The 23,068-nt window shown below is 63.2% G+C and carries 23 protein-coding genes; 13 read left to right on the top strand and 10 right to left on the bottom strand.

Features of this window, described 5'->3' with window-relative positions; all coding sequences use genetic code 11:
- The first annotated feature begins 83 nt into the window (after positions 1-83).
- From AC1M7R_RS17430 to AC1M7R_RS17420, 3 genes are all read left to right on the top strand, one after another.
- On the top strand, positions 84-1,697 hold the full coding sequence (locus AC1M7R_RS17430; RefSeq protein WP_490609772.1) for an NAD(P)/FAD-dependent oxidoreductase: 1,614 nt from the start codon (positions 84-86) through the stop codon (positions 1,695-1,697).
- A 201-nt stretch (positions 1,698-1,898) separates the two neighbouring features.
- Entirely contained in the window at positions 1,899-2,201 is a 303-nt protein-coding gene (locus tag AC1M7R_RS17425; protein WP_076405275.1) for a transposase, read from the top strand.
- Complete coding sequence (locus AC1M7R_RS17420) at positions 2,198-3,034, top strand: IS3 family transposase (protein ID WP_076405277.1); 837 nt, start codon at positions 2,198-2,200, stop codon at positions 3,032-3,034. Before AC1M7R_RS17425 ends, AC1M7R_RS17420 begins: the two co-directional genes overlap by 4 nt.
- 73 nt (positions 3,035-3,107) lie before the next feature.
- Here AC1M7R_RS17420 and AC1M7R_RS17415 read toward each other — a convergent pair whose 3' ends face one another.
- Positions 3,108-4,202: a PLP-dependent cysteine synthase family protein gene (locus tag AC1M7R_RS17415; protein WP_072432224.1), complete on the bottom strand. Its 1,095-nt coding sequence runs from the start codon at positions 4,200-4,202 to the stop codon at positions 3,108-3,110.
- A 262-nt stretch (positions 4,203-4,464) separates the two neighbouring features.
- On the opposite strand from AC1M7R_RS17415, the gene nhaA reads away from it, so the two are divergent.
- The gene (nhaA, locus tag AC1M7R_RS17410; protein WP_072387735.1) at positions 4,465-5,649 is read left to right on the top strand and encodes a Na+/H+ antiporter NhaA; all 1,185 of its coding nucleotides are present in this window, start codon (positions 4,465-4,467) and stop codon (positions 5,647-5,649) included.
- 252 nt (positions 5,650-5,901) lie between these two features.
- Here the strand turns inward: nhaA and AC1M7R_RS17405 are convergent, their stop codons facing one another.
- Positions 5,902-6,366, bottom strand: a complete 465-nt coding sequence (locus tag AC1M7R_RS17405; RefSeq protein WP_053153052.1) for an outer membrane lipoprotein — start codon at positions 6,364-6,366, stop codon at positions 5,902-5,904.
- A gap of 171 nt (positions 6,367-6,537) precedes the next feature.
- Between AC1M7R_RS17405 and AC1M7R_RS17400 the strand changes: the two genes are divergently transcribed.
- Entirely contained in the window at positions 6,538-6,822 is a 285-nt protein-coding gene (locus AC1M7R_RS17400; protein ID WP_072432223.1) for a hypothetical protein, read from the top strand.
- On the opposite strand, the gene pdxH is transcribed toward AC1M7R_RS17400, so the two are convergent.
- The 4 genes from pdxH to dinG form a co-directional block, all read right to left on the bottom strand.
- On the bottom strand, positions 6,770-7,417 hold the full coding sequence (gene pdxH, locus AC1M7R_RS17395; protein WP_072432222.1) for a pyridoxamine 5'-phosphate oxidase: 648 nt from the start codon (positions 7,415-7,417) through the stop codon (positions 6,770-6,772). The genes AC1M7R_RS17400 and pdxH overlap by 53 nt on opposite strands.
- Before the next feature lie 24 nt (positions 7,418-7,441).
- Positions 7,442-8,566 (bottom strand): OmpA family protein, encoded by a 1,125-nt coding sequence (locus AC1M7R_RS17390; RefSeq protein WP_072387743.1) that lies wholly within the window; start codon positions 8,564-8,566, stop codon positions 7,442-7,444.
- Positions 8,567-8,684: 118 nt separating this feature from the next.
- Complete coding sequence (locus tag AC1M7R_RS17385; protein ID WP_072387745.1) at positions 8,685-9,830, bottom strand: serine hydrolase domain-containing protein; 1,146 nt, start codon at positions 9,828-9,830, stop codon at positions 8,685-8,687.
- A 158-nt stretch (positions 9,831-9,988) separates the two neighbouring features.
- Positions 9,989-12,133 (bottom strand): ATP-dependent DNA helicase DinG, encoded by a 2,145-nt coding sequence (gene dinG / locus AC1M7R_RS17380; protein ID WP_072387747.1) that lies wholly within the window; start codon positions 12,131-12,133, stop codon positions 9,989-9,991.
- A gap of 100 nt (positions 12,134-12,233) precedes the next feature.
- On the opposite strand from dinG, the gene AC1M7R_RS17375 reads away from it, so the two are divergent.
- A complete protein-coding gene (locus AC1M7R_RS17375) occupies positions 12,234-12,698 on the top strand; it encodes a CopD family protein (RefSeq protein WP_271905206.1) in 465 nt (154 codons plus the stop codon).
- Positions 12,699-12,746: 48 nt separating this feature from the next.
- On the opposite strand, the gene AC1M7R_RS17370 is transcribed toward AC1M7R_RS17375, so the two are convergent.
- The 3 genes from AC1M7R_RS17370 to AC1M7R_RS17360 form a co-directional block, all read right to left on the bottom strand.
- Positions 12,747-13,505: a collagen-like protein gene (locus AC1M7R_RS17370; RefSeq protein WP_123595416.1), complete on the bottom strand. Its 759-nt coding sequence runs from the start codon at positions 13,503-13,505 to the stop codon at positions 12,747-12,749.
- Positions 13,498-13,770 carry a DUF1145 domain-containing protein gene (locus tag AC1M7R_RS17365; protein ID WP_072387754.1) on the bottom strand — a complete coding sequence of 91 codons (273 nt, stop codon included), beginning with the start codon at positions 13,768-13,770 and terminating at the stop codon, positions 13,498-13,500. The genes AC1M7R_RS17370 and AC1M7R_RS17365 overlap by 8 nt, the downstream gene beginning before the upstream one ends.
- 138 nt (positions 13,771-13,908) lie before the next feature.
- A complete protein-coding gene (locus AC1M7R_RS17360) occupies positions 13,909-14,604 on the bottom strand; it encodes a PA1041 family peptidoglycan-binding anchor lipoprotein (RefSeq protein ID WP_072387756.1) in 696 nt (231 codons plus the stop codon).
- Between the two features lie 193 nt (positions 14,605-14,797).
- Between AC1M7R_RS17360 and AC1M7R_RS17355 the strand changes: the two genes are divergently transcribed.
- From AC1M7R_RS17355 to AC1M7R_RS17340, 4 genes are all read left to right on the top strand, one after another.
- The gene (locus tag AC1M7R_RS17355) at positions 14,798-15,295 is read left to right on the top strand and encodes a DUF6231 family protein (protein ID WP_072459608.1); all 498 of its coding nucleotides are present in this window, start codon (positions 14,798-14,800) and stop codon (positions 15,293-15,295) included.
- 17 nt (positions 15,296-15,312) lie between these two features.
- Positions 15,313-15,789, top strand: coding sequence for a YchJ family protein (locus AC1M7R_RS17350; protein ID WP_092181839.1), 477 nt, complete (start codon positions 15,313-15,315; stop codon positions 15,787-15,789).
- Positions 15,790-15,924: 135 nt separating this feature from the next.
- Positions 15,925-16,410 (top strand): LEA/WHy family protein, encoded by a 486-nt coding sequence (locus AC1M7R_RS17345; protein ID WP_072387762.1) that lies wholly within the window; start codon positions 15,925-15,927, stop codon positions 16,408-16,410.
- Between the two features lie 4 nt (positions 16,411-16,414).
- On the top strand, positions 16,415-16,618 hold the full coding sequence (locus AC1M7R_RS17340) for an SEC-C metal-binding domain-containing protein (protein ID WP_072343233.1): 204 nt from the start codon (positions 16,415-16,417) through the stop codon (positions 16,616-16,618).
- Positions 16,619-16,771: 153 nt separating this feature from the next.
- Here the strand turns inward: AC1M7R_RS17340 and AC1M7R_RS17335 are convergent, their stop codons facing one another.
- A complete protein-coding gene (locus AC1M7R_RS17335) occupies positions 16,772-17,329 on the bottom strand; it encodes a cysteine hydrolase family protein (RefSeq protein ID WP_072388720.1) in 558 nt (185 codons plus the stop codon).
- A 198-nt stretch (positions 17,330-17,527) separates the two neighbouring features.
- Between AC1M7R_RS17335 and AC1M7R_RS17330 the strand changes: the two genes are divergently transcribed.
- The 3 genes from AC1M7R_RS17330 (at position 17,528) to AC1M7R_RS17320 (ending at position 22,829) form a co-directional block, all read left to right on the top strand.
- The gene (locus AC1M7R_RS17330; protein ID WP_072432216.1) at positions 17,528-19,978 is read left to right on the top strand and encodes a penicillin acylase family protein; all 2,451 of its coding nucleotides are present in this window, start codon (positions 17,528-17,530) and stop codon (positions 19,976-19,978) included.
- A gap of 131 nt (positions 19,979-20,109) precedes the next feature.
- Positions 20,110-21,144, top strand: coding sequence for a ligase-associated DNA damage response exonuclease (locus tag AC1M7R_RS17325; protein ID WP_490609771.1), 1,035 nt, complete (start codon positions 20,110-20,112; stop codon positions 21,142-21,144).
- On the top strand, positions 21,141-22,829 hold the full coding sequence (locus AC1M7R_RS17320; RefSeq protein WP_076405316.1) for an ATP-dependent DNA ligase: 1,689 nt from the start codon (positions 21,141-21,143) through the stop codon (positions 22,827-22,829). The genes AC1M7R_RS17325 and AC1M7R_RS17320 overlap by 4 nt, the downstream gene beginning before the upstream one ends.
- Positions 22,830-23,068 lie beyond the last annotated feature (239 nt).

Genomic DNA, 23,068 nt, shown 5'->3' with positions numbered 1-23,068 from the left:
ACCGGAATCGGCTTTGCGGCTTATAATCGCCGGTTTGAAGAACGCCCTGGCGCAGTTGTGCGCCCCGCGAACCGGACCCCACCATGTTACGAATCACCGAACTGAAACTGCCGCTCGACCATTGCGAAGAAGACTTGCGCGCCGCCATCCTGCAGCGCCTGGGCATCGCCAGCGATGACCTGCTCGACTTAACCCTGTTCAAGCGCAGCTACGACGCACGCAAGAAATCCTCCGAACTGTGCTTCATCTACACCCTCGACCTGACGGTGCGCGATGAAGCCGGCCTGCTGCGCAAGTTCGCCGATGATCGTAACGTCAACGAAGCACCGGATGTCAGCTACAAGATGGTCGGCCAGGCCCCGGCGGACGTGGGTGAACGGCCGATCGTGGTGGGCTTCGGTCCGTGCGGGATCTTCGCCGCCCTGTTACTGGCGCAGATGGGCTTCAAGCCGATCATTCTCGAGCGCGGTCCGGAAGTTCGCCAGCGCACCAAGGACACCTGGGGCCTGTGGCGCAAAAGCGTACTCAATCCCGAATCCAACGTGCAGTTCGGCGAAGGCGGCGCCGGGACGTTTTCCGACGGCAAGCTCTACAGCCAGATCAAGGACCCGAAATTCCTGGGCCGCAAGGTGCTGCACGAGTTCGTCAAGGCCGGTGCGCCGGAGGAAATCCTTTATGTCAGCAAGCCCCACATCGGCACCTTCCGCCTGACAGGCGTCGTGGAAAACATGCGCGAGCAGATCCGTGCCCTGGGCGGTGAAGTGCGATTCCAGCAAAGGGTGACGGACGTGCTGATCGAGGATGGTCAACTGGTCGGCGTCGAGCTGGCCAGCGGAGAACGTATTCACTCCCGCCACGTGATCCTGGCCCTGGGACATAGCGCCCGGGACACCTTCCGCATGCTCCACAGCCGTGGCGTATACATGGAAGCCAAGCCGTTCTCGGTGGGTTTCCGTATCGAACACCCGCAATCGCTGATCGACAGCGCACGCCTGGGCAAGTATGCCGGCCACCCGAAACTGGGCGCCGCCGACTACAAGCTGGTGCACCACGCCAGGAACGGTCGTTCGGTATACAGCTTCTGCATGTGCCCTGGCGGTACCGTGGTGGCCGCCACTTCCGAGCCGAATCGGGTCGTGACCAACGGCATGAGCCAGTACTCGCGCAATGAACGCAATGCCAACTCCGGCATCGTGGTGGGCATCACGCCGGAGGTGGACTACCCCGGCGGCCCCCTGGCCGGGATCGAATTGCAGGAGCGCCTGGAGTCCCATGCCTTTGTGCTCGGCGGCAGCAACTACGAGGCCCCGGCGCAGCTGGTGGGCGACTTCATTGCCGGCAAGCCGTCCACGGCGTTGGGCAGCGTCGAGCCTTCCTACAAACCAGGGGTCGCCCTGGGTGACCTGGCCCTGGCGTTGCCGGACTTCGCCATCGAAGCCATTCGCGAAGCGCTGCCGGCCTTCGAAAAACAGATCCGCGGTTATTCGCTGCATGACGCCGTACTGACCGGCATCGAAACCCGTACGTCGTCACCGCTGCGCATCACCCGCAACGAATCGTTGCAGAGCCTGAACGTGAAGGGTCTGTTCCCGGCCGGCGAAGGTGCCGGTTATGCAGGCGGGATCCTGTCGGCAGGCGTCGACGGGATCAGGATTGCCGAGGCGGTGGCACGGGATATCCTCGGCCTCGAAGCCTGAGGGGACACTGCTGTTCACTCGAGGCAGCCACAGGCCCCGGTAAACAGCATTACCCTGTAGAAGCGAGCTCGCGATGACGGCCTGGCATTCAACACAGATGTTGACTGATCCACCGCGGTCGCGGGCAAGCTGAACTGGCCTAATGATTTTGGACACTTCAATCGGGCGCTATGATGGCGCTCAAATCTGAGGTGTTTGGCTATGCGTAAATCTTATTCCAGGGAATTCAAGCTCAAGGCTGCCAGCTTGGTGCTGGACGAGGGCCAGTCGGTCCCAGAGGTCTGTGCCAGTTTGGATATTGGCCCAACGGCCTTGCGCCGTTGGGTCGATCAGGTGCGTCAAGAACGCTTGGGCTCAACCCCGCAAGGGGCCAAGGCGATTACCGCCGATCAGCGAGAGATTCAGCAGCTCAAAGCGTTGCTCAGGCAAAAAGACCTGGACATTGAAATCCTAAAAAAGGCCAGTGCTCTCCTGCTTTTGGACTCCAAAGATCATTCTCGTTGATCGATGAGCTGGACGAGCAGTACGGCGTTAACAATTGCTGTCGGGCGTTTGGAGTCAACCGCAGCAGCTTTTACGCTTGGCGGCAGCGCCAAGGCAAGGTGAAGCCTGAGCGGGAGAAACTTAAAGCCGTGCTGGTCGAGCATCACAAGGAATCCAGAGCATCCGCGGGGGCTCGCACCCTTTCCAAGGAGCTGCAAGCAAAGGGGCATCGTGTCGGGCGACATATGGCTCGCAGTTTGATGCGTGAAGCCGGTGTTGCGAGTCGGCAGCGTCGACGGCACAAGTACAAATCTTCCGGTGTGGAAGCCCTGGTGACGCCGCACCTGCTCAAACGCAAGTTTGATGTCACGGCGATCAACCAGGTGTGGTGTGGCGATGTGACGTACATCAAGGTCGGCAATCGGTGGCTGTATTTTGCGGCTGTTCTGGATTTGTACGCTCGCCGGATCGTGGGCTGGTCTTTCTCGTTGATTTCTGACGCCGCGCTGACTTGCGAGGCACTGCGGATGGCGGTCGAGTTGCGAGGCCGCCCAAAGGGAGTGCTGTTTCATTCTGATCAAGGCTGCCAGTACACCAGCCATAAATTCAGGAATGAAATAAATAGGCACGGGCTTGTGCACAGCATGAGTCGTAAAGGTGAATGCTGGGACAACGCCCCAATGGAGCGTTTTTTTGGAAGCTTGAAGTCGGAGTGGGTGCCAGAGAATGGTTACAACTCGGAGCACGAAGCTCGTGTGGATATACAACGTTATGTGATGCGTTACAACAACGTCAGGCTCCATAGCTACAACGACTACCGGTCGCCGGTAGCTATGGAGAAACTGGCGGCGTGAAACCTTAACTGGTGTCCAGAATTACTTGACCAGTTCAAGCTCGCTCCCACAAGGGGCCTGAGGGTTTCAAGATTCAGATATTGGCCCGCAACACACTCTCCGGCAGTGCCGCGCCCCGCTCCACACTCGCTGCCACGGCGTCCATCAACCCACTCAACTCATACCCCTGTGCCTCGAGCCATGCCGGATCGTAATAAGTGGTGGCGTAGCGCTCCCCTGCGTCACACAAAATCGCCACGATCGACCCCGATTCACCCGCGTCCACCATCTGTTTCGCAGCAATCAGAGCGCCGATCAGGTTGGTGCCGCTGGAGCCACCTACTCGCCGGCCCAGACGTTGCGCCAGGTAATGCATGGCAGCCAGGGACAAGGCATCCGGCACCTTGACCATCGCGTCGATGACCTTGGGCAGGAACGAGGCCTCCACCCGTGGCCGGCCGATGCCTTCGATCCGCGAGCCGCAGTCCAGGCGCAGGCTGGCGTCGCCGCTGCGGTAGAAATCGAAGAACACCGAACGCTCGGCATCGGCACACAGCACCCGGGTGCGATGCTGGCGATAACGTACGTAGCGCCCCAATGTCGCGGTGGTTCCGCCAGTGCCGGGGCTGGAAATCAGCCAGCTCGGCTCCGGATGCCGCTCGAAGCGCATCTGCTGGAAGATCGACTCGGCAATGTTGTTATTGGCCCGCCAGTCCGTGGCCCGTTCGGCGTAGGTGAACTGGTCGATGAAGTGCCCGTCATGCTCACGAGCCAGGCGCTCGGACTCGGCATAGATCTGCGTAGGATCCTCCACCAGGTGGCTTTGGCCCCCGTAGAAGGCAATCTGCGCGATTTTTTCCCGTGAGGTGGTCGCCGGCATCACCGCGATGAAGGGCAGACCCAGCAATCGAGCGAAATAGGCTTCGGAAATGGCCGTCGACCCACTGGACGCCTCGATCACCGGCGCGTCGGGTTTCAGCCAGCCGTTACACAACGCATAGAGGAACAGCGACCGGGCCAGCCGATGCTTGAGGCTGCCGGTGGGATGGCTGGACTCGTCCTTGAAATACAACTCGATACCCGGAAGGCCCGGCAGCGGCAACGGGATCAGATGAGTGTCGGCGCTGCGCTGGAAGTCGGCCTCGATGATGCGAATCGCTTCGCGTGCCCACTGACGGTGGTCGTTCATGTGTGTTCTCACTGGATCGGTTCGACGCGGAGGAAGCCTGACGCTCATACAGGCACGGCGGGTATCGGAAAAACCAGTCGCAAGCTTAGGAAAAAAGCTACATCGCGCACAGGTACAGCTAAGGTCCAATATGCCTTGTCACTGCCCGAGCGCAACCAGGCGTTGTAACGCCATATAACAAAAAAGAATATAACTTTTGTTTTAACAACTAACACTACGGGTTAGGGTGTGGCCACTTTGATTCGATGAATGGAGAGCGATCTTGCCTCTACGTAACTCCCTGATGCGCTTTTTCCAGCTGGAAGCCGCCAGCGGCCTGCTGTTGATCGCGGCCGCCGTACTGGCCCTGGTCATCAATAACTCACCCCTTTCCTGGCTGTATGGCGGCTTGCTGGACACGCCGGTGGTGGCTCAGGTCGGTGCATTGAAGATCGCCAAGCCGCTGCTGCTGTGGATCAACGACGGGCTGATGGCATTGTTCTTCCTGCTCATCGGCCTGGAGGTCAAGCGCGAGGTCCTCGACGGGCAACTGTCGAAACCCTCGCAGATCGTCCTGCCAGGCGCAGCGGCGATTGGTGGCATGGTGGTGCCGGCACTGATCTACTGGTTCCTCAATCGCGACAACCCGGCGGCCCTTTCCGGCTGGGCGATTCCAACGGCCACCGACATCGCCTTCGCCCTGGGGGTCCTGGCCCTTCTGGGCAAACGCGTACCGGTGTCGCTCAAACTGTTCCTGATGACCCTGGCAATCATCGACGACCTCGGCGCCATTATCATCATCGCGATCTTCTACTCGGGCGCCCTGTCGACCTTGTCGCTGGTGCTGGCGGCGGTTTGCATCGCGGTGCTGGTGGCCATGAACCGCATGGGCGTGATCAAGCTCGCGCCCTACATGGTCGTGGGCCTGGTGCTTTGGGTCTGCGTGCTCAAGAGCGGGGTGCACGCCACCCTGGCTGGCGTCACCCTGGCCTTCTGTATCCCGCTGCGCACGAAAAACGCCGAAACCTCGCCGCTGTTGTCCCTGGAGCATGCCCTGCATCCCTGGGTCGCGTACGGCATCCTGCCGCTGTTCGCCTTTGCCAATGCCGGCCTGTCCCTGAGCGGTGTCACCGTCGAGAGTTTCACCCATCCCGTGCCGATGGGCATCGCCATCGGCCTGTTGCTGGGCAAGACCGTCGGTGTGTTCGGCCTCACCTGGCTGGCGGTGAAAGCCGGTATCGCCGGCCTGCCCGCCGGCGCCAACTGGGGCCAGGTCCTGGGAGTGGCGATCCTGTGCGGCATCGGATTCACCATGAGCCTGTTCGTTGGCTCCCTGGCCTTCGAGCCCGGCGCCAGCCAGTACGCCGGCATGGATCGAATGGGCATCCTCACCGGCTCGATCCTCGCGGCAGTACTGGGTTATGGGGTGACCGCAGCGGCCAGCCGCAAGCACACAACCCTGTCCTGACGCATCCTTGAAGACCGATCGCTACGCCTTTTCGCGGCGTAGCGATCCGTCACCCGGTCGATTCGCCCCCTCAAGATCAGACGTTCAAGCAAAGCAGTCCGACAATACTCGGCAAGCGACCACCGAACGCCCCTGGCCACCGGGTCAGCGTCCGTCCCGCACGGAAAGACCGTGACCTTCGGCCAATTCAACGAAGGGCATAAAAAAACCCCGATCAGTCACCTGATCGGGGTTTTTTCCTTCCCGTTGCGCTTAGTGCGTAACGCGGCTCACACCGTTCACGGTGGCGATACGAACCCGCTCGCCCACACGGAATACTTCGTTTTCCTGAACCTCTTGCACGTAGGCGCGCATGCTACCGTCGTCTTCGCGAACAGTGATTTCCACACCCTGGGTGCGGGTCAGGCCTTCTTCAGTGGCGGAGCCGATCAGGCCACCGGCCACGGCGCCAATCACGGCGGCGACGATACTGCCGCGGCCGCCACCGATGGCGCTGCCGCCCACACCACCGACCACCGCACCGGCGGCACCGCCGATCGGGGTCTTGGTGCCTTCGATCTTGACCGGACGCAAGGCTTCGATGGTCCCCATGCGAATCGTCTGCACGCGACGCGCTTCGTCACGGGAATAGGAGTCACCGGTCAGGCTCGACTGACAACCAGTGAGCAACATCGCCATCGTGGAAAAGGAAGCAACCAGCAAAACAGACTTACGCATAGCATCAGACTCCAAAAGACAGGTAATCATTAAACTCCGCAGCTTGACGCCTGTCACGGCTTCGCCGGGATAAAATTGTTTTCATTCAGGTGGGATACAGGCATACCCGAGAAATTCCACAAAACAGTAGCGCCAATTTACGAAACCTGCGTCGTTGGCCCAAGGATTTCCATGGACTATTTCATCATCGCGGTCACCACGCTCGCCGGTCTGTACTTCCACTGGTGGCTGTACGTACGGATCAAACGCTGGGTAGATCGCGACCTGGCGCTGTCATTGGCAGGGCGGGACGAGGGGAAGAAGGATTACATGCTGCAACAATTGGATCGCGCCCGGGCGCTACGGATCAAGCGCCGGGACCTGCCGCAATGGCTCCAGGCCGCTGCGGCAGATTATCCGGCCCCTACGGGGCCAGACGCTCGCGAGTCCACTGCGTCCCTTCCAGGCGGTAATTGAGTCGATCGTGCAGGCGACTCGGGCGACCTTGCCAGAACTCGATGCGCTCCGGCAGCAGGCGATAACCGCCCCAATGCTCGGGGCAGTGTGGCTGGCTGTCGCTGAAGCGTTGCTCAGTGGCCTTGAGCAAGTCCTCGAGTTCGCCGCGGCCGGCGATCACCCGGCTCTGAGGTGAGGCCCAGGCGCCGAGACGACTGCCCAGCGGCCGCACCTGGTAATAGGCATCCGACTCCTGGGCCGTGACTTTCACCACCCTGCCCTCGATGCGCACCTGGCGCTCGAGGGTCGGCCAGAAGAATGTCATGGCCGCGAACGGATTGGCGGCCAGTTGCTGGCCCTTGGCGCTGTCGTAGTTGGTAAAGAAGGTGAAGCCCTGGGCATCCAGTCCCTTGAGCAGCAGGATCCGGCAATGGGGGCGTCCATCCGTGTCCACCGTCGCCAGGGTCATGGCATTGGCTTCCACCGGGGGCTGCTCGGTTTTCACCGCCTCGGCGAACCATTGGTGGAACAGCGCAAACGGCTCGGCCGGGGCTTGCGCCTCGGTCAGGCCATCGCGGGTGTAGTCGCGGCGCATATCAGCCAGCGTTTGGGTCATGGCGCACTCCTTGTGGTTGGCCCGTCACTGCTTGGAAGTATCGGCGGCCGCGACTTTCTTGCTGTCGGTGGCGGCTTTGGCCGGTTCGGGTTTCTTCGCCGGGGTGGCCTTCTTCGCCGGGGCTTTTTTCGCTGGAGCCTTGGCCGCGGCTTTCTTGGCCGGGGCCTTCTTGGCGGCCGGCACCGCAGCCTTCTTCGGTGCTGGCGCCGGGGCCGCAGGCTTGACGTCCTGGGCGGCCACCAGGGTGACCGGTGCGGGAGCCGGCATGTTGTATTTGCCCAGCAGCGCCACCAGCGTGTTCTGTGGCGTGATCAGCAGCTCTACGCGACGGTTCAAGGCGCGCCCTTCGACGCTGTCGTTGGCCGCACGAGGGGCCTCTGAGCCCATGCCACGCAACAGCAGGCGATCGCGCTGCAACCCGCTGAGACGGAAGATCGCCGCCACGGACTGGGCCCGCTCCTGGCTGAGCTTGAGGTTGGCGGGCGCCGCGCCCGACGTGTCGGCATGGCCCAGGACCAGCACGGCGGATTTCGGATCGGCTTCCAGGATCTTCGCCACACGGGTGAACGGGCCGAGAGTCACCGGCAGCAGCATGGCCGGACGATCCGGGTTGAACGAACTGTCCACAGGCGCGGTGACCACCAGCACGTTGTCACGGCGTTCAAGTTCCAGCTTGCTGTCCTTGATCGCGGTGCGCAGCTTGGGCTCATAGTCGTCGAGCCAGGCCTGGGTGATTTTCGGGTCAGGCATTGGCGCCGCCTTCGGGGCTTGCGGTTCCTTGCCGCCGAACGGCCACCACCATTTGCCAGCGCTTTCGGATTCGGTCTTGGCAATACTGGCCGGGGTCTTGGCCTCAGGCTTGGTTTCAGGCTTGACCGCGTCTTTGCTGGCAGGCTCGTCACCTGCCTCGTCAGAGGAGAACGGCCACCACCAATGCGTGGCACTCTCGGCCTTGGCCTGGGGCGCCACGGCTGCCGGCTTCAGCGCAGCCGCCGGAGCTGGAGCTGGCGCCGGGTCTTTGCTCGCTACCTTGTCGGTAGAGCCAAACGGCCACCAGCCACCACCGCCCTCGGCATCATTTTGTGGGTTTTGCGCGCAACCGGTGATAGCGAAGCACAGCGCCAGAGCGAGGGTTTTATTCGATGACATTGGATATCCACAAAATGATGTAAATGAAAAATACAGACCCCAGGCCGGGGCACATAAACAGTCGCTTTGAAACCGAAAGAGACCCTGGGTTCCAGGTCCCCCCCCGTCCAGTGACGCTTTATAGACAAGTGGCAAGTACCCTCGCAAGATTCTGCGCGCGCGGGTCCATCAACACGTAGGGCCCGAGGGTGTTCGTCACGAAGCCGAATGCCACGTCATGTTCCGGATCGGCAAAGCCGATGGAGCCTCCGGCACCCGGATGACCGAATGCCCGCGGCCCCAGGCCATAGGTCGCATTCGGCACATCAGGCTGGTCGAGCATGCACCCCAGGCCGAAACGGGTCCGGGTCAGCAATGTCCTGTCGTCGCCAAGGCTGTGCTGGCGGGTCAGCTCATCGAGCATTTCGCCTTCCAGCAGACTGCCATCCAGCAAACCGGCATAGAACCCGGCGAGGCTGCGGGCATTGCCATGGCCGTTGGCGGCCGGCTGCTGCATGCGTCGCCACTGCGGCTTGTTGGTGCTGGTCATGATCGATGGTGGATTGGTGAAGGCACGTGTGGTCATGGCTGCAGGTTCACGCATCGTGACCTGCAACAGGCGCTGTGCCGCCGCATCGCCGACGTTGCCCTTGCCACGGGCAATATGGGCCACGCGGTGGAACTCCGTATCGGCCAGGCCCACATGGAAATCCAGGCCCAAGGGCCTTGCCACCCGCGCCACGATGGACTCGCCGGGTCCGCGGCCGTCCGCCCGGCGCAGCAGTTCGCCCACCAGCCAGCCATAGGTGATCGCCGCGTAACCGTGACCGTCGCCCGGGGTCCACCAGGGCGTTTCGGCCGCCAGGGCATCGACCATCGTCTGCCAGTCGTACAGTGCCTCGGGCGCCAGCAATTCACGCAACGCTGGCAGCCCGGCCTGGTGACAGAGCAATTGACGCAGGGTGATGGACTGCTTGCCGGCGGCAGCGAATTCGGGCCAGTACCGGGCAACCGGCGCATCCAGTTGCAGCTTGCCCTCGGCCACCAGTTGCAAGGCGGCGACGGCGGTAAAGGTCTTGGTGCAGGAGAACAGATTGGCGATGGTATCGCTGTGCCAGGCTTCGTCGCCGTCCTTGTCGGCGGTGCCAGCCCAGAGATCGATCACCGTCCGGCCACCGACCTGGATGCACAAGGCCGCGCCGCGCTCCTGGGGATCGTCGAACAGTGCCGCGAACGCTTCACGTACAGCCTCGAACTGAAGCTCATAATGGCCTTGAATCTGCACGCGCAACTCCTTTGAAACAAACACTTTTAGAGTGGCGGGCATTGTTTCAGCCATTGAGGTTTTTGGGAACCGCCACAGGACGGCTGGACACTCTCCTTGTGGCGAGGGGACTTATCCCCTCGCCACAGACAAGCTTCCCAGCCACACAATGAGGGGCGTCAGGAAATCTCCCGCCGGAACGGCGGCAGCGCGTTGAGGATCGCCTTGCCATAGCGCTGGGTCACCAGCCGCCGGTCGAGCAACGTGATGGTGCCGCGGTCCTCTTCGGTGCGCAGCAACCGGCCGCAGGCCTGGACCAGCTTCAGCGAGGCGTCGGGCACGGAGATTTCCATGAACGGGTTGCCGCCGCGGGCTTCGATCCATTCGGCCAGGGCCGCCTCCACCGGATCGTCCGGGACCGAGAACGGGATCTTGGCGATCACCACGTGTTCGCAGTAGGCACCGGGCAGGTCGACGCCTTCGGCGAAGCTGGCCAGGCCGAACAGTACGCTGGAGTCCCCGCCATCGACCCGCGCCTTGTGCTTGTTCAGGGTCTCCTGCTTCGACAGGTTGCCCTGGATGAACACCTGCTTGCGCCAGTCGCGATCCAGGCCATCGAATACGTCCTGCATCTGCTTGCGCGAGGAAAACAGCACCAGCGTGCCCCGGGAGCCCTCCACCAGATCCGGCAGGTCACGGATGATCGCTGCGGTATGGGCTGCGGCGTCCCGGGGGTCGGCGCGCAGGTCCGGCACCCGCAATACCCCGGCATCGGCGTGATGGAACGGGCTCGGGACCACGGCGGTGACGGCGGTCCTGGGCAAGCCGGCACGCATGCGGAAGCGGTCGAAGGTGCCCAGGGCGGTCAGCGTGGCGGAGGTCACCAGCGCGCCATAGGCCACATTCCACAGGTTGCGACGCAGCATGTCCGCCGCCAGGATCGGGCTGGCGTTGACCTCGATATCGAACAGCGAACCGCTTTCGGCCAGGGTCAGCCAGCGCGCCATGGGCGGATTGTCCTCCGGGTCCTCGGTGGTGAACGCGGTCCACAGTTCCCAGTTGCCCTGGGACCGGGACAACAGGCTGCCGAACAATGGGTACCACTCCTCGGCCTGATTGCTGGCGATACCGATGTTCACCTCGCCATCCATGCCTTCCTTGAGCAGGTCGGTCAGGCGCGTGAACAGGTCGGTCAGGCGGGCGAAGCCTTTCTTGAGCTCGATGCCCATTTCACGCATGTGCTCGGGAATGACCCCACCGACGAAACGATGCCGTGGCCGCTCCCGGCCCTCGACATCCTCGCCGGGCTTGAAGTCGGCCACCTGCTCGCAGGCGGTGAACATGAACTGCTGGTTCGTCTTGATCTCCCGCGCCAGTTCCGGCACCTGCTCGATGAACTTGCCCAGGTCCCCCGGCAAGGGGTGCTGGGCCAGCAGCTTGGTGAGGTTCTTGGCGGTGCTTTCCAGCCAGTCGGCGGTGGAACGCAGCCGGGTGTAATGGGCGAAGTGGCCGATGGCCTTGTCCGGCAGGTGATGCCCTTCGTCGAACACGTAAACGGTGTCGCGCGGATCCGGCAACACGGCGCCGCCCCCCAGGGCCAGGTCGGCCAGGACCATGTCGTGGTTGGTGACGATCACATCGACCTTGCCCATGCCTTCACGGGCCTTGTAGAAGGCGCACTGGCCGAAGTTCGGGCAGTGGCGATTGGTGCATTGGCTGTGGTCGGTGGTCAGCCGGGCCCAGTCGGCATCTTCCAGGGTCGTGGGCCAGCTGTCGCGGTCACCGTCCCACTTATTGCCGGCCAGTTTCTCGATCATGCTGGTGAACAGCTTCTGGCTGGCTTCATCGACCTCGATCTTGAAGCCTTCCTCCTCGAACAACTGGGCCGTGGCGGTCTGCGCCTGGCCTTCCTGCAGCAGCATGTCCAGCTTGGACAGGCACATGTAGCGCCCACGCCCCTTGGCCAGCGCGAAACTGAAGTTCAGGCCGCTGTTGCGCATCAGGTCGGGCAGGTCCTTGTAGACGATCTGCTCCTGCAGGGCCACCGTGGCCGTGGCGATCACCAGGCGCTTGCCGGCGGCCTTGGCCGTGGGGATCGCAGCCAGGCTGTAGGCGACGGTCTTGCCGGTACCGGTACCGGCCTCCACCGCCACGACGGCGGGCTCGCCACTGCGCCGCCCTTCATCGTCGGTGTCGATGTCACCCAGGACTTTCGCCACTTCGGCGATCATCAGGCGCTGGCCATAACGCGGCTTGAGGCTCTTGGCTTCGAGAAAACGCGAATAGGCGCCCTGGATCGTGGTTTTGAGTTCGTTGCTGATCATGGATGGTCGGGCGCTAAAAAACGCTGGATAAATTTTCAGTGGTTCGGATCGGCGGCTATCATACCCCGCTAATGAATCCCGCGCAGAACGGAGTAACTCAATGACACCCTTTGCCTTCATCTACACCCTGCATCTACTGGCGGCCCTGGTCTGGGTCGGCGGGATGTTCTTTGCCTGGATGATCCTGCGCCCCGCCGCGATGACGGCCCTGGAAGGTCCCGCCAGGCTCGGGTTGTGGGTCGAAGTGTTTCAACGTTTTTTTGTCTGGGTCTGGATCGCGGTGGTGCTTTTGCCGATCAGCGGTACGGGCCTGATCCATATGCGCTTCGCCGGGTTCGAAACCGCGCCGCGCTATGTGCAGGTCATGATGGGCCTGTACGTGGTGATGACGGCACTGTTCATTCGTATCCAGGCCTTGCAGTTGCCCCCGTTGCGCAAGGCCGTGGCTGCCCAGGACTGGCCGGCGGGCGCCGCAGCGTTGGGCAAGATCCGACGATTGGTCGGCATCAACCTGCTGATCGGGCTGTTGGTGGTGGCGATCGGCGCGGCGCGGCCAATGTTCTGAGGATGTAGGGCCAGCCCTGCGAGGGCGGGCCCACTGGCGATCTTATGTTCAGAACCGCTGCACGGTCAGCGTTCCAGCCGCGCCGGCAGGCCCCGGATGGCCGTCGAGGCCAGGGCGGCCACTCTTGCCGCCATCGGCGGTATAGACCAGGCATCCCTTGGCCTTGCCACCGGCACCGGGCTTGCCGCCAGGCCCTGGCGCACCACCCGCTCCGCCGTCCACCATTACCTTGATCTGCCCGTCGGGGTACTCGCGGGGCAATTCGAGACGCACCTGGGCTCCGGCCGCGCCTGGCTGGCCGTCGCCGCCGTTGCTGCCATCGGCACCGCGTCCGGCCGAACCCCACGTGCATCCCGGCGCCTGCCCGTTGGCGCCATCGAGGCCCACATAACCCGGCGCACCGGTGCCACCGCGCGCATCCACCGAGAGCAGCGGCGCCTGCAGGGCGTTGAAACGCAGGTTGAGGTTGCGCCCCGGCCGTGCTGCCTTGGTGTACGTTCCCGGTGCACCACGGGAGGTGATCTGGCTGCCATCGGCCAGTTCAGCCTGGCTCACCTTCATTTCCAGGGGCTGCTGCGCCGGCACGATGGCGATCCGTGCCTCGCGGCCCAGGTGCAATTGGCCGATGGTCAGTTGAGTCACGTTCGAGGGCACCAGCAAAGTGCCGTAATCAGCCACGTCCAAGCGTTCCAGGCTCAGGACACTGGTCGTGTTGGGCAGGCGCATCAACGAATGGCTTTCTACCTGGAGATCCTGGGCAGAAGCCCACGGGCAGACGAGTGCGGCGAGCAGACACAATTTACGCATGGGAAGCCTCTGCGGCGGTCGGAAGGGTTTGCAGATGGAAGATGCCGAACAGCAGCACCCTGAGCCGTTCACGGCCAGGAGCGGGCAGGCCACGGAAACAGGCCCTGAACAGCAGCAATTCCAGCAGATGCAGCGCCAGCAGCAGCGCCCCGGCAAGGTTGACCAGCAGATGCAGCGGATAGATGAACGGCAGGACCAGGTTGGTCAGCACCACCAGCCAGAACAGCAGGGTCAGCAAGCGCCCCAGTCCCCAAAACACCTTCATATGCCCCCCGGTGAGCATTGTTCTTTGCAGCCACAGTAACGGCTTGCGCGCTGGTTAAGCCAGAGGCCGGGGAAAATTTAATCGTCGTGACACAGGAAGTAGCCGTGGCGAGGGAGCGGGCCCCCTCGCCTCAGGCTTTCAACGGTTTATCTTGATTTCCGTGCGACGGTTCATGGCCCGTCCTTCGGCCGTCTGGTTGTCGGCCACCGGCTGGCTCTCGCCGGCACCGGACACCGAGACGAAGCTGGCACGAGGTACGCCGCTTTCCACCAGGTATTGCACCACCGAATTGGCCCGTTTTTCCGACAACCGCTGGTTATAGGCCGTGTTGCCGACACTGTCGGTATGACCGGTCACCCGCAGTTGCGCAGTGGACGATTCCTGCTTCAGACGGCTCGCCACATCGCTCAGCACTTGCTTGTCGGTGGCGGTGAGCGTGGCCTTGTCGAATTCGAAGTGCACATCGCGGATCACGATGGTTTCTTCCTTGACCACCACGGGCTCTTGCGCCATCGGCGCTGGCGCTGGCGGCGGGCAACCGTCGGCATCGACCTGCACGCCCTTGGGGGTGCCAGGGCACTTGTCGCGACTATCCGGCACACCATCGCCGTCCTCGTCGCCGTCGCCATGGGCCCAGCACCAGGCCCCAGCCACCGTACCGGCCACCAGCGCACCAGGACCGATCCAGGAACTGCTTTCGATGGCGCCCAACCCGGCGCCGACGACACCGCCCGTGGCCGCACAGATCGGCCAGTCGGTTTTTTGCAAACCTGCGCAACCAGTCAACACACTGGTAAGCAGAACCAGGGGTAACGCTGTCCGAACTATGCTCATTGGTTTTTTCTCCTTGAGGAATCGGCTTTGCACCGATTCAGGGGAGTAAAGACCCGAGTCCGGATCCGCGCCAGCCCGGGGCCATCGCGGGTTTCGCCCCGTGTTTACAGCCGTTTGCCTGTTTTGCGCGCAAACCGCTCTAGGCCAGGACCCTTGCGCAGGCTATCGTGGTGGCTCTGACTGAGGAACTTCGATGACCGTTGCCATTTCTTCGCGTACCCCCCAGCAAGCCCTGGCCGCCGTGCTTGACCGTTATGCGCCGCGAAAACTGCTGTTGGTCGGTGCCAGCGGCTTTCCCGCGCTGGAAGCATTCCGGCAGGCCCATCCCGACACCGAAGTGGTCCAGGCCAGCCCGGGCCCGTTGCCGCCGGATATCGCCACGCAACGCTTCGACCTGGCGCTGGCGCTCGATTGCCTGGAGCATTTGCCCAAGCGCGACGGTCTGAACCTGTTGGGTGGCATCCGCAACCTCAATGCCAGCCGTATTGCCGTGCTGGCGGACCTCAGCGCCTGCGGCTGGCAGGAAACCGACTTCTTCTCCCTGGCTCTGCAGGCCAGCGAGCGGTTCCAACGCGAGGAGCAGGTGCTGACCCTGTTCACCTATGATCTGCTTGAATACAAGCAAGTCCCCGACTGGCTCAACTCACGCTTTTGGGCCAACCCGGAAAACTTCGGAAAATACTGGTGGTAGAAGCTGTGAACATGAGCCTGCACGCCCCCATCTGCCCCTGTGGCAGCGGCAACCCACTGGACGCATGCTGCGGCCATTACCACGATGGCCACCCGGCGCCCTGCGCCGAAGCCTTGATGCGTTCGCGCTACAGTGCCTATGTGCTCGGGCTGGTGGATTACCTGGTGGCGACCACCCTGCCCGCTCAACAGGACGGGCTCGACCGCCAGGCCATCAGCGAGTGGAGCGCCAACAGCACCTGGCTGGGACTGGAAGTGCAGAGCAGTGAAGTCTTCGGTGGCCAACCGGAACATGCCTTCGTGACCTTTACCGCACGCTGGCATGACGGCCATGGCGAGCACAGCCACCGCGAGCAGTCTTCCTTCGTGCAGAACGGTGGCCGCTGGTATTTCATCGACCCGACCGTGCCGGTCAAGACGGGCCGCAACGACAGCTGCCCGTGCGGCAGCGGGCATAAGTTCAAGAAGTGCTGCGCGGGCTATTTCAATCGTTGAAATCGTCGAGCACTCGTCCGCTTCTGCCCTAGGCTTTTCGTACAGAGCCTACGCTTTGCAAGAGAAGCCGGACCCGCTTTCAACGAAGCATGATCGTCGCGCAGGCATTCAAGACCTGGTGACAGAGGCGCAGACATGACACGTCCATCACTCCTGCTACGCACCGCCAGCCTGCTGCTGTTCATCGGGCTTGGCGGTTGTGCGTCCTGGCGTGGTGAACAGGCGCCGGAACCGCAAGTGCACCTGGTCAAGGTCGAAGTCGTACGGGCGCGCCTGGTGGAGCAACGGTTCGTGCTGCATTTTCGGGTCGACAACCCAGGGGACAGCGACCTGACCGTGCGCGGCCTGACCTACCGGGTTCATTTGGGCACCCTGCTGCTCACCGAAGGCGAGCACGAACACTGGTTCACGGTGGGCCCGAACAACAGCGCCTACTTCAAGGTGCCGATCCGTACCAACCTGTGGCCGCAGGTGCGCGAAGTGGTGAAATTGCTCGAGAAACCCCGGGAACAGATTCCCTATCGTCTGGAAGGTGAGCTGGAAACCGGATTATTCATCGCCCACTACGTGCACCTGGAGCGCAATGGCGTGATAATCGCCGCCGATTTAATTGCGGAGTGACCCCATGACCCAACAACCCCACATCCATGGCCCTGATTGCAACCACGACCATGACCATCACCACGATCATGACCACGGCCATGTCCATGGTCCGAACTGCGGCCACGCTCACCAGGAACCGGTGCGCAATGCCCTGAAGGATGTCGGCCGCAACGACCCTTGCCCATGCGGCAACGGCAAGAAATTCAAGAAGTGCCACGGGGCTTGAGGGGCCGGGCGAAGGCCATCTTCGCCTGTTGAAGCATCATCGCGAGCAAGCTCGCTCCCACAGGGGATCCAGGGTACAAGGTACGTTTGCCTATTGCCGCGTGATCCAGTGCGGGAGCGGGTCTGCCCACGATGAGACCGGCACAACCACTTGTCAGCCCGCCTCCAGAATCCGCTTCACATCGACCACCGTCGCATACTCGCCCTGCAAGTTGCCCAGGGACATGGCATGCACCTCGGCAGCCGAACGGACCTTGCCGAAGTAGTCGGCCTTGTCGAAAGTAAAGCAGGCATCCTCGACCACCCACGTGTCGAATCCCAGGTTACCGGCCGTACGCGCCGTGGACTCCACCGAGTTGTGCGTCGCCACCCCCACGATCACCAGTTGCCCGATGCCTGCCCGACGCAGGTCTTCTTCCAGGCGCGTGCCACTGAACGCATCCGGCACCTGTTTTTGAACCAACCATTCCCCCGCCAGCCGCTCGAATCGCGGCTGGACCTCCACCCCCGACTGCCCCGGCCAGAACACCGAGTCCGGCGAACGGGACAGGTGATGGACATGGATCACCGGCCGCGCCGACTGTCGCCAGAACCGCAGCAACTCGAGCATGCGCAGCTCCGCCTCGGGATTGTTGCGAGGGCCGAGCCTGGGATGAAGAATGCCTTTCTGTTGATCGATCAGGATCAGCGCTGCGTCTTGGCGTAGCTGCATGCCGGTTTTCTCGTCAGGCCATTGAAATTCCCGACACTTGAGCATCACCTCGTCCTACAGGCAAGCCCTGGCACTCGTCCGGCAACCGGGTTTTCGTCGCCAGCTCCACAAATATCCCTCGTCGCCGCTTGCGCGGCCTTCTCCTGCTCACTAACGTAGCGCCTTTCATTGGGTGCCCCCTCCCGCAGGAGCTTTGCCATGGCCTCGCCAGCCTCTACTTCTTTCTTTCCCCGACTCGGCGTTGCCGCCACGGTCGCTGGTGTGCTCGGCTTGAGCGGTTGCCAGGCCTGGAATACCCAGGACACCGTCCCGCCCACTTCCGGCGTACAACCGCTCAAGGGCTTGGCGCAGAACGTCACGGTTCGACGCAACGCCATGGGCATGCCCTTGATCGAGAGCAGCAGTTTCCATGATGCGCTGTTCGCCCTCGGCTACGTCCATGCCGGCGACCGCATCACGCAAATGGTGACCCTGCGCCTGCTGGCCCAGGGTCGGCTGGCGGAAATGTCCGGGGCCGAGCGCCTGGACGTCGACCGCTACATGCGCGCCGTCAACCTGAAAAAAAGCGCCGACGAGTTGTACAAGGCCTCTTCGCCACGGCTCAAGCGCTTCTTCGAGGTCTACGCCCGCGGCGTCAACGCCTACCTGTTCCGCTATCGCGACAAGCTGCCAGCGGACCTGGCCGCCACTGGCTACAAACCCGAATACTGGAAGCCGGAAGATTCGGCGCTGATGTTCTGCCTGTTGAATTTCAGCCAGTCGGCCAACCTGCCGGAGGAGATCGCCAGCCTGGTGCTGGCCCAGACGGTCAACAACGACAAACTGGCCTGGCTGAGTCCCTCCTATCCGGACGAACCATTGCCCCTGAGCGAAGCCGACAAGCTCCAGGGCATCCGGCTCAATGGTCAGATCCCTGGCCTGGCCGAACTCGACAAGGCCAGCAATCAGTTGGCCGGGCTGAACCTGCCGGGTGCAGGGTCTTCGAATGACTGGGTGATCGCCCCGCAACGCAGCCGTGGCGGCAAGAGCCTGCTGGCCAGCGCCAGCCAAGGGCCGTTGAGCGCGCCTTCCTCATGGAGTCCGGTGCAGATCCGGGCGCCCAAGTACCAGGCGGCAGGCGTTTCCGTACCGGGCATCCCGATGATCCTGGCGGGCTTCAACGGCAAGGTGGCCTGGAGCATGACCAGCGTCCAGGGCGACAACCAGGACCTGTTCCTGGAAAAGATCCGACGCCAGGGCAACTCCCTGTCCTACGAGGTCAACGGCAAATGGCAGCCGGTGACGGTGCGCAACGAAACCTACTTCGTCAAAGGTCAACGACCGATCCGTGAAGCCGTGTTCGAGACTCGTCACGGGCCACTGCTCAACAGCGCCCAAGGACTGGCCATGGCCAACGGCCTTGGCCTGGCCTTGCAGACACCGGCTTTTACCGACGACAGGACACTGGACGCATTCTTCGACTTGTCCCGTGCACAGAACGCCGAGAAGGCTTCCGACGCCACCCGCGAAATCCGAGCCATGGCCATGAACGTGATCTTCGCTGACGCCAGTAACATTGGCTGGCAGGTCACAGGTCGCTATCCGAACCGTCGCGAAGGCGAAGGCCTGCTGCCGTCCCCGGGCTGGGATGGTCGCTATGACTGGGAAGGTTACGCCGACCCCATGGCACACCCCTACGACCAGGATCCAGCCCAGGGCTGGCTCGGCAATGCCAACCAGCGGGTCATTCCCCACGGCTACGGCATGCAGTTGTCCAATTCCTGGGCCGCGCCGGAGCGTGGCGAGCGCCTGGCCGAACTGGCCGGTGCAGGCAAGCACGACGTCCGCAGCCTGACCGCGATGCAATACGACCAGACCACCCCGTTCGCGGCCAAGCTCAAGAAGGTCTTCGAAGCCCCGGGCCTGGCCCAGCCGCTCAAGCAGGCAATCGAAGCGCTGCCGCCGGCCGACCGGGCCAAGGCCCGCGAGGCCTACACCCGCCTGATGGCATTCGACGGCCGGCTAAGCCCGGTTTCCGCCGACGCCGCGATCTACGAGCTGTTCCTGCAGGAAAGCATGAAGCAGATTTTCCTCGATGAACTGGGCCCGGAGAACAGCCAGGCGTGGAAAGCCCTGGTTGCCAACGGCCAGCTCTCCTATTCGGCCCAGGCCGATCATCTGCTCGGCCGCGAAGACAGCCCCTTCTGGGACGATGTCCGCACCCCGCAAAAGGAAGACAAGGCGGTCATCCTGGCCCGCGCACTGGCCGCAGCCATCAGCGTCGGCGACAGCCAGTTGGGCACCGATCACAAGGCCTGGCAGTGGGGCAAGCTGCACCGCTACGAGTGGAAGAACGGCAGTGGCCAGACCGTGCGCGGCCCGTTGTCGGCGGGTGGCGATGCCACCACGCTGAACACCTCCGCGTTCGCCTGGGGCCAGGATTTCAACACCGTCCTGGCACCCACGCTGCGCCTTATCGTCGACTTCAGCCAGCCCGAACCATTGCTGGTCCAGGGCGGCGTCGGCCAGTCGGGCAACCCGGCCAGCCCGAGCTACCTCAGCGGCATCGACCCGTGGATCAAGGCGCAGTACCAGAACGTGCCCTTGCAGCCGCAGAACTTCGACCGCGCCTACGGCAAGACGCGCCTGACCCTGGCGCCCGGCAGATAGCCTGCCCTGTGGCGAAGGGATCCCTCCCTTCGCCACACCTGCGCATCGGGTCGCCGACTGCCGTCAAACCCGATAGAACTTCTGCGTCTCCCGCCACCTCTACCTGACAAGCCCATCGCATCGGTGACTGCATGGATCTTGTCATTGCCCGCCCCGAAGGCCTGTATTGCCCGCCCGGAGATTTCTACATCGACCCCTGGCGTCCCGTGGAACGCTCGATCATCACCCACGCCCACGGCGACCATGCCCGCAGCGGCAACCAGCACTACCTGGCGGCGGCCCCCGGCGAAGGCATCCTGCGTTCGCGACTGGGCCAGGACATCAATCTGCAGACCCTGCCCTACGGCGAACGCTTGCGCCATCACGGCGTGACCCTGAGCTTGCACCCCGCCGGCCACGTCCTGGGCTCGGCCCAGGTACGGCTGGAGTACGAAGGCGAAGTCTGGGTGGCATCCGGGGACTACAAAGTCGAACCCGACGGCACCTGTGCCGCGTTCGAGCCGGTGAGATGCCATACGTTCATCACCGAATCCACCTTCGGCCTGCCGATCTATCGCTGGCAGCCCCAGGCGCGGATATTCGACGAGATCAACCAGTGGTGGCGCGGGAACATTGCCGCCGGCCGCACCAGCGTGTTGCTCTGCTACTCCTTCGGCAAGGCCCAGCGGATCCTCCATGGTATCGACTCCGGCCTCGGACCGATCCTGGCCCATGGCGCGGTGGAACCATTGAATCGTGTCTACCGTGAGGCCGGGGTGTATCTGCCGCCGACGATCTATGCCGCAGACGTCCAGAAGAACGATCCGATCATGAGCCAGGCCCTGGTCATCGCCCCGCCCTCCGCCGGCGGCAGCACCTGGATGCGCCGATTCGGCGACTACAGCGACGCCTTCGCCAGCGGCTGGATGCGCTTGCGAGGCACCCGGCGCAGGCGCGGCGTGGACCGAGGCTTCGTGCTCTCCGACCATGCAGACTGGCCCGGCCTGCTGTGGGCCATCGAGCAGACTGGCGCGGAGCGGGTCATGGTCACCCACGGCTCGGTGGGCGTGCTGGTGCGTCACCTTTGCGAACAGGGCCTCGACGCCCAGGGGTTCTCCACCGAATACGGCGACGACGAGGAAGAGCCCGCCAGCGTGACGCCCCCCTCCGACGAGGAGGCATCATGAAGGCCTTCGCCGAGCTGTATGCCGACCTGGACGCCACCACCTCCAGCAATGCCAAGCTGGCCGCCATGCGGGGCTACTTTACCCAGGCCTCGCCACAGGATGCCGCGTGGGCCGTGTACTTCCTCTCCGGGGGCCGGCCACGGCAACTGGTGCCGGTGAAAATCCTGCGGGAACTGGCGGTGCAAGTGTCCGGCCTGTCGTCCTGGCTGTTCGAGGAAAGCTACCAGGCCGTGGGCGACCTGGCGGAGACCATCTCGCTGGTGCTGCCGGAGTCGCCCCACCGCTCCGACGAAGGCCTGGCGGCATGGATCGAAGAGAAGCTGCTGCCTCTGCGGGGCGAGCCGCCTGAAGTACTGGCGGCACGGCTGCCAGCCCTGTGGGCGCAGCTCGACCGGCCGAGCCTGATGCTGTGCATCAAGCTCATCACCGGCAGCTTCCGGGTCGGCGTGTCCAAGTTGCTGGTGACCCGGGCCCTGGCCGGCCTGGCAGGGCTGGACAGCAAACGAGTGGCCCAGCGGCTGGTGGGCTACACCGACCTGTCCCATCGCCCCACGGCCGACAGCTTTCTCAAGCTGATCGCCGCCGAATCCGACGATGAGCATGCCCAACGCGGCGGCCAACCCTATCCGTTCTTCCTGGCTCACGCCCTTAGCGCGTCAGTGGAGCAGTTCGACACACTCCTGGGGCCGGCCAGCGATTGGCAAGTGGAATGGAAATGGGACGGTATCCGCGCCCAGCTGGTCAAGCGCGACGGCCAGCTATGGGTGTGGTCCCGGGGCGAAGAGCTGGTCACCGAGCGCTTCCCCGAACTGCACGCCCTGGCCGGGGCGTTACCGGATGGCACGGTGATCGACGGTGAGATCGTGGTCTGGAAAACCCCACTTCCCCTCACCGACGAGGCCTTCGATGCCGATGCGCCGCTGCAACCGGCCGTGCAGCCCTTCGCCTTGCTGCAACAGCGCATCGGCCGCAAGACCCTGAGCAAGAAAGTCCTTGAAGATGCCCCCGTGGTGGTCATGGCCTACGACCTGCTGGAATGGCAGGGCGAAGACTGGCGCAGCCGCCCCCAGGCCGAGCGTCGCGAGTGCCTGGAGGCGCTTGTCACCCGCTGCCACAGCCCGGTCCTGTTGCCATCGCCGATCGTCACCGGGCGGGACTGGCCCGACCTGGCCCGCCAGCGCGAAGCGTCCCGCAGCCTGGGAGTCGAAGGCATGATGCTCAAGGCACGCGATGCGCTTTACGGCGTCGGCCGGACCAAGGACATGGGCGTGTGGTGGAAGTGGAAAATCGACCCGTTCAGCGTCGATGCCGTATTGATCTATGCCCAGCGTGGCCACGGCCGGCGCGCCAGCTTGTACAGCGACTACACCTTCGCCGTGTGGGACAACCCGCCGGGCAGCCGCGAACGCAGCCTGGTGCCGTTTGCCAAGGCCTATTCGGGGCTGACCGATGAAGAAATGCGCCAGGTCGACAGTATCGTGCGCAAGACCACCGTGGAGAAGTTCGGCCCGGTGAGCAGCGTGAAGCCCACCCTGGTGTTCGAACTGGGCTTCGAGGGGATTGCCCTGTCCAAGCGACACAAGAGCGGCATCGCAGTACGGTTTCCGCGAATGTTGCGCTGGCGCCAGGACAAGACCGTCGAGGACGCCGACACGTTGGCAACGCTGCAGGATCTGCTGAAATGAAATCCGCCTTCAGGTCCGAACTCAGTCAGTAAACGAAAGACCGCCCCGTCTGTGTGGCGAGTGGATTTATCCCGCCGCCACAGAGACAGGATCACCATGGATAACTTTCCTCCCCTGCCGCGCATTCCCCGGCAATGCCCGATCCATCCTGGTGCATTTTTTGCGGTACGCTGCCACCTCGCGCACCATCACCTTGCATCCTGGCGCGTCGAAGCTTTTAAACGCCTGTTCGCCACTCT

The organism is Pseudomonas sp. MS01C9, assembly GCF_058202755.1.
This window is presented reverse-complemented; position numbering and strand designations above follow the sequence as displayed.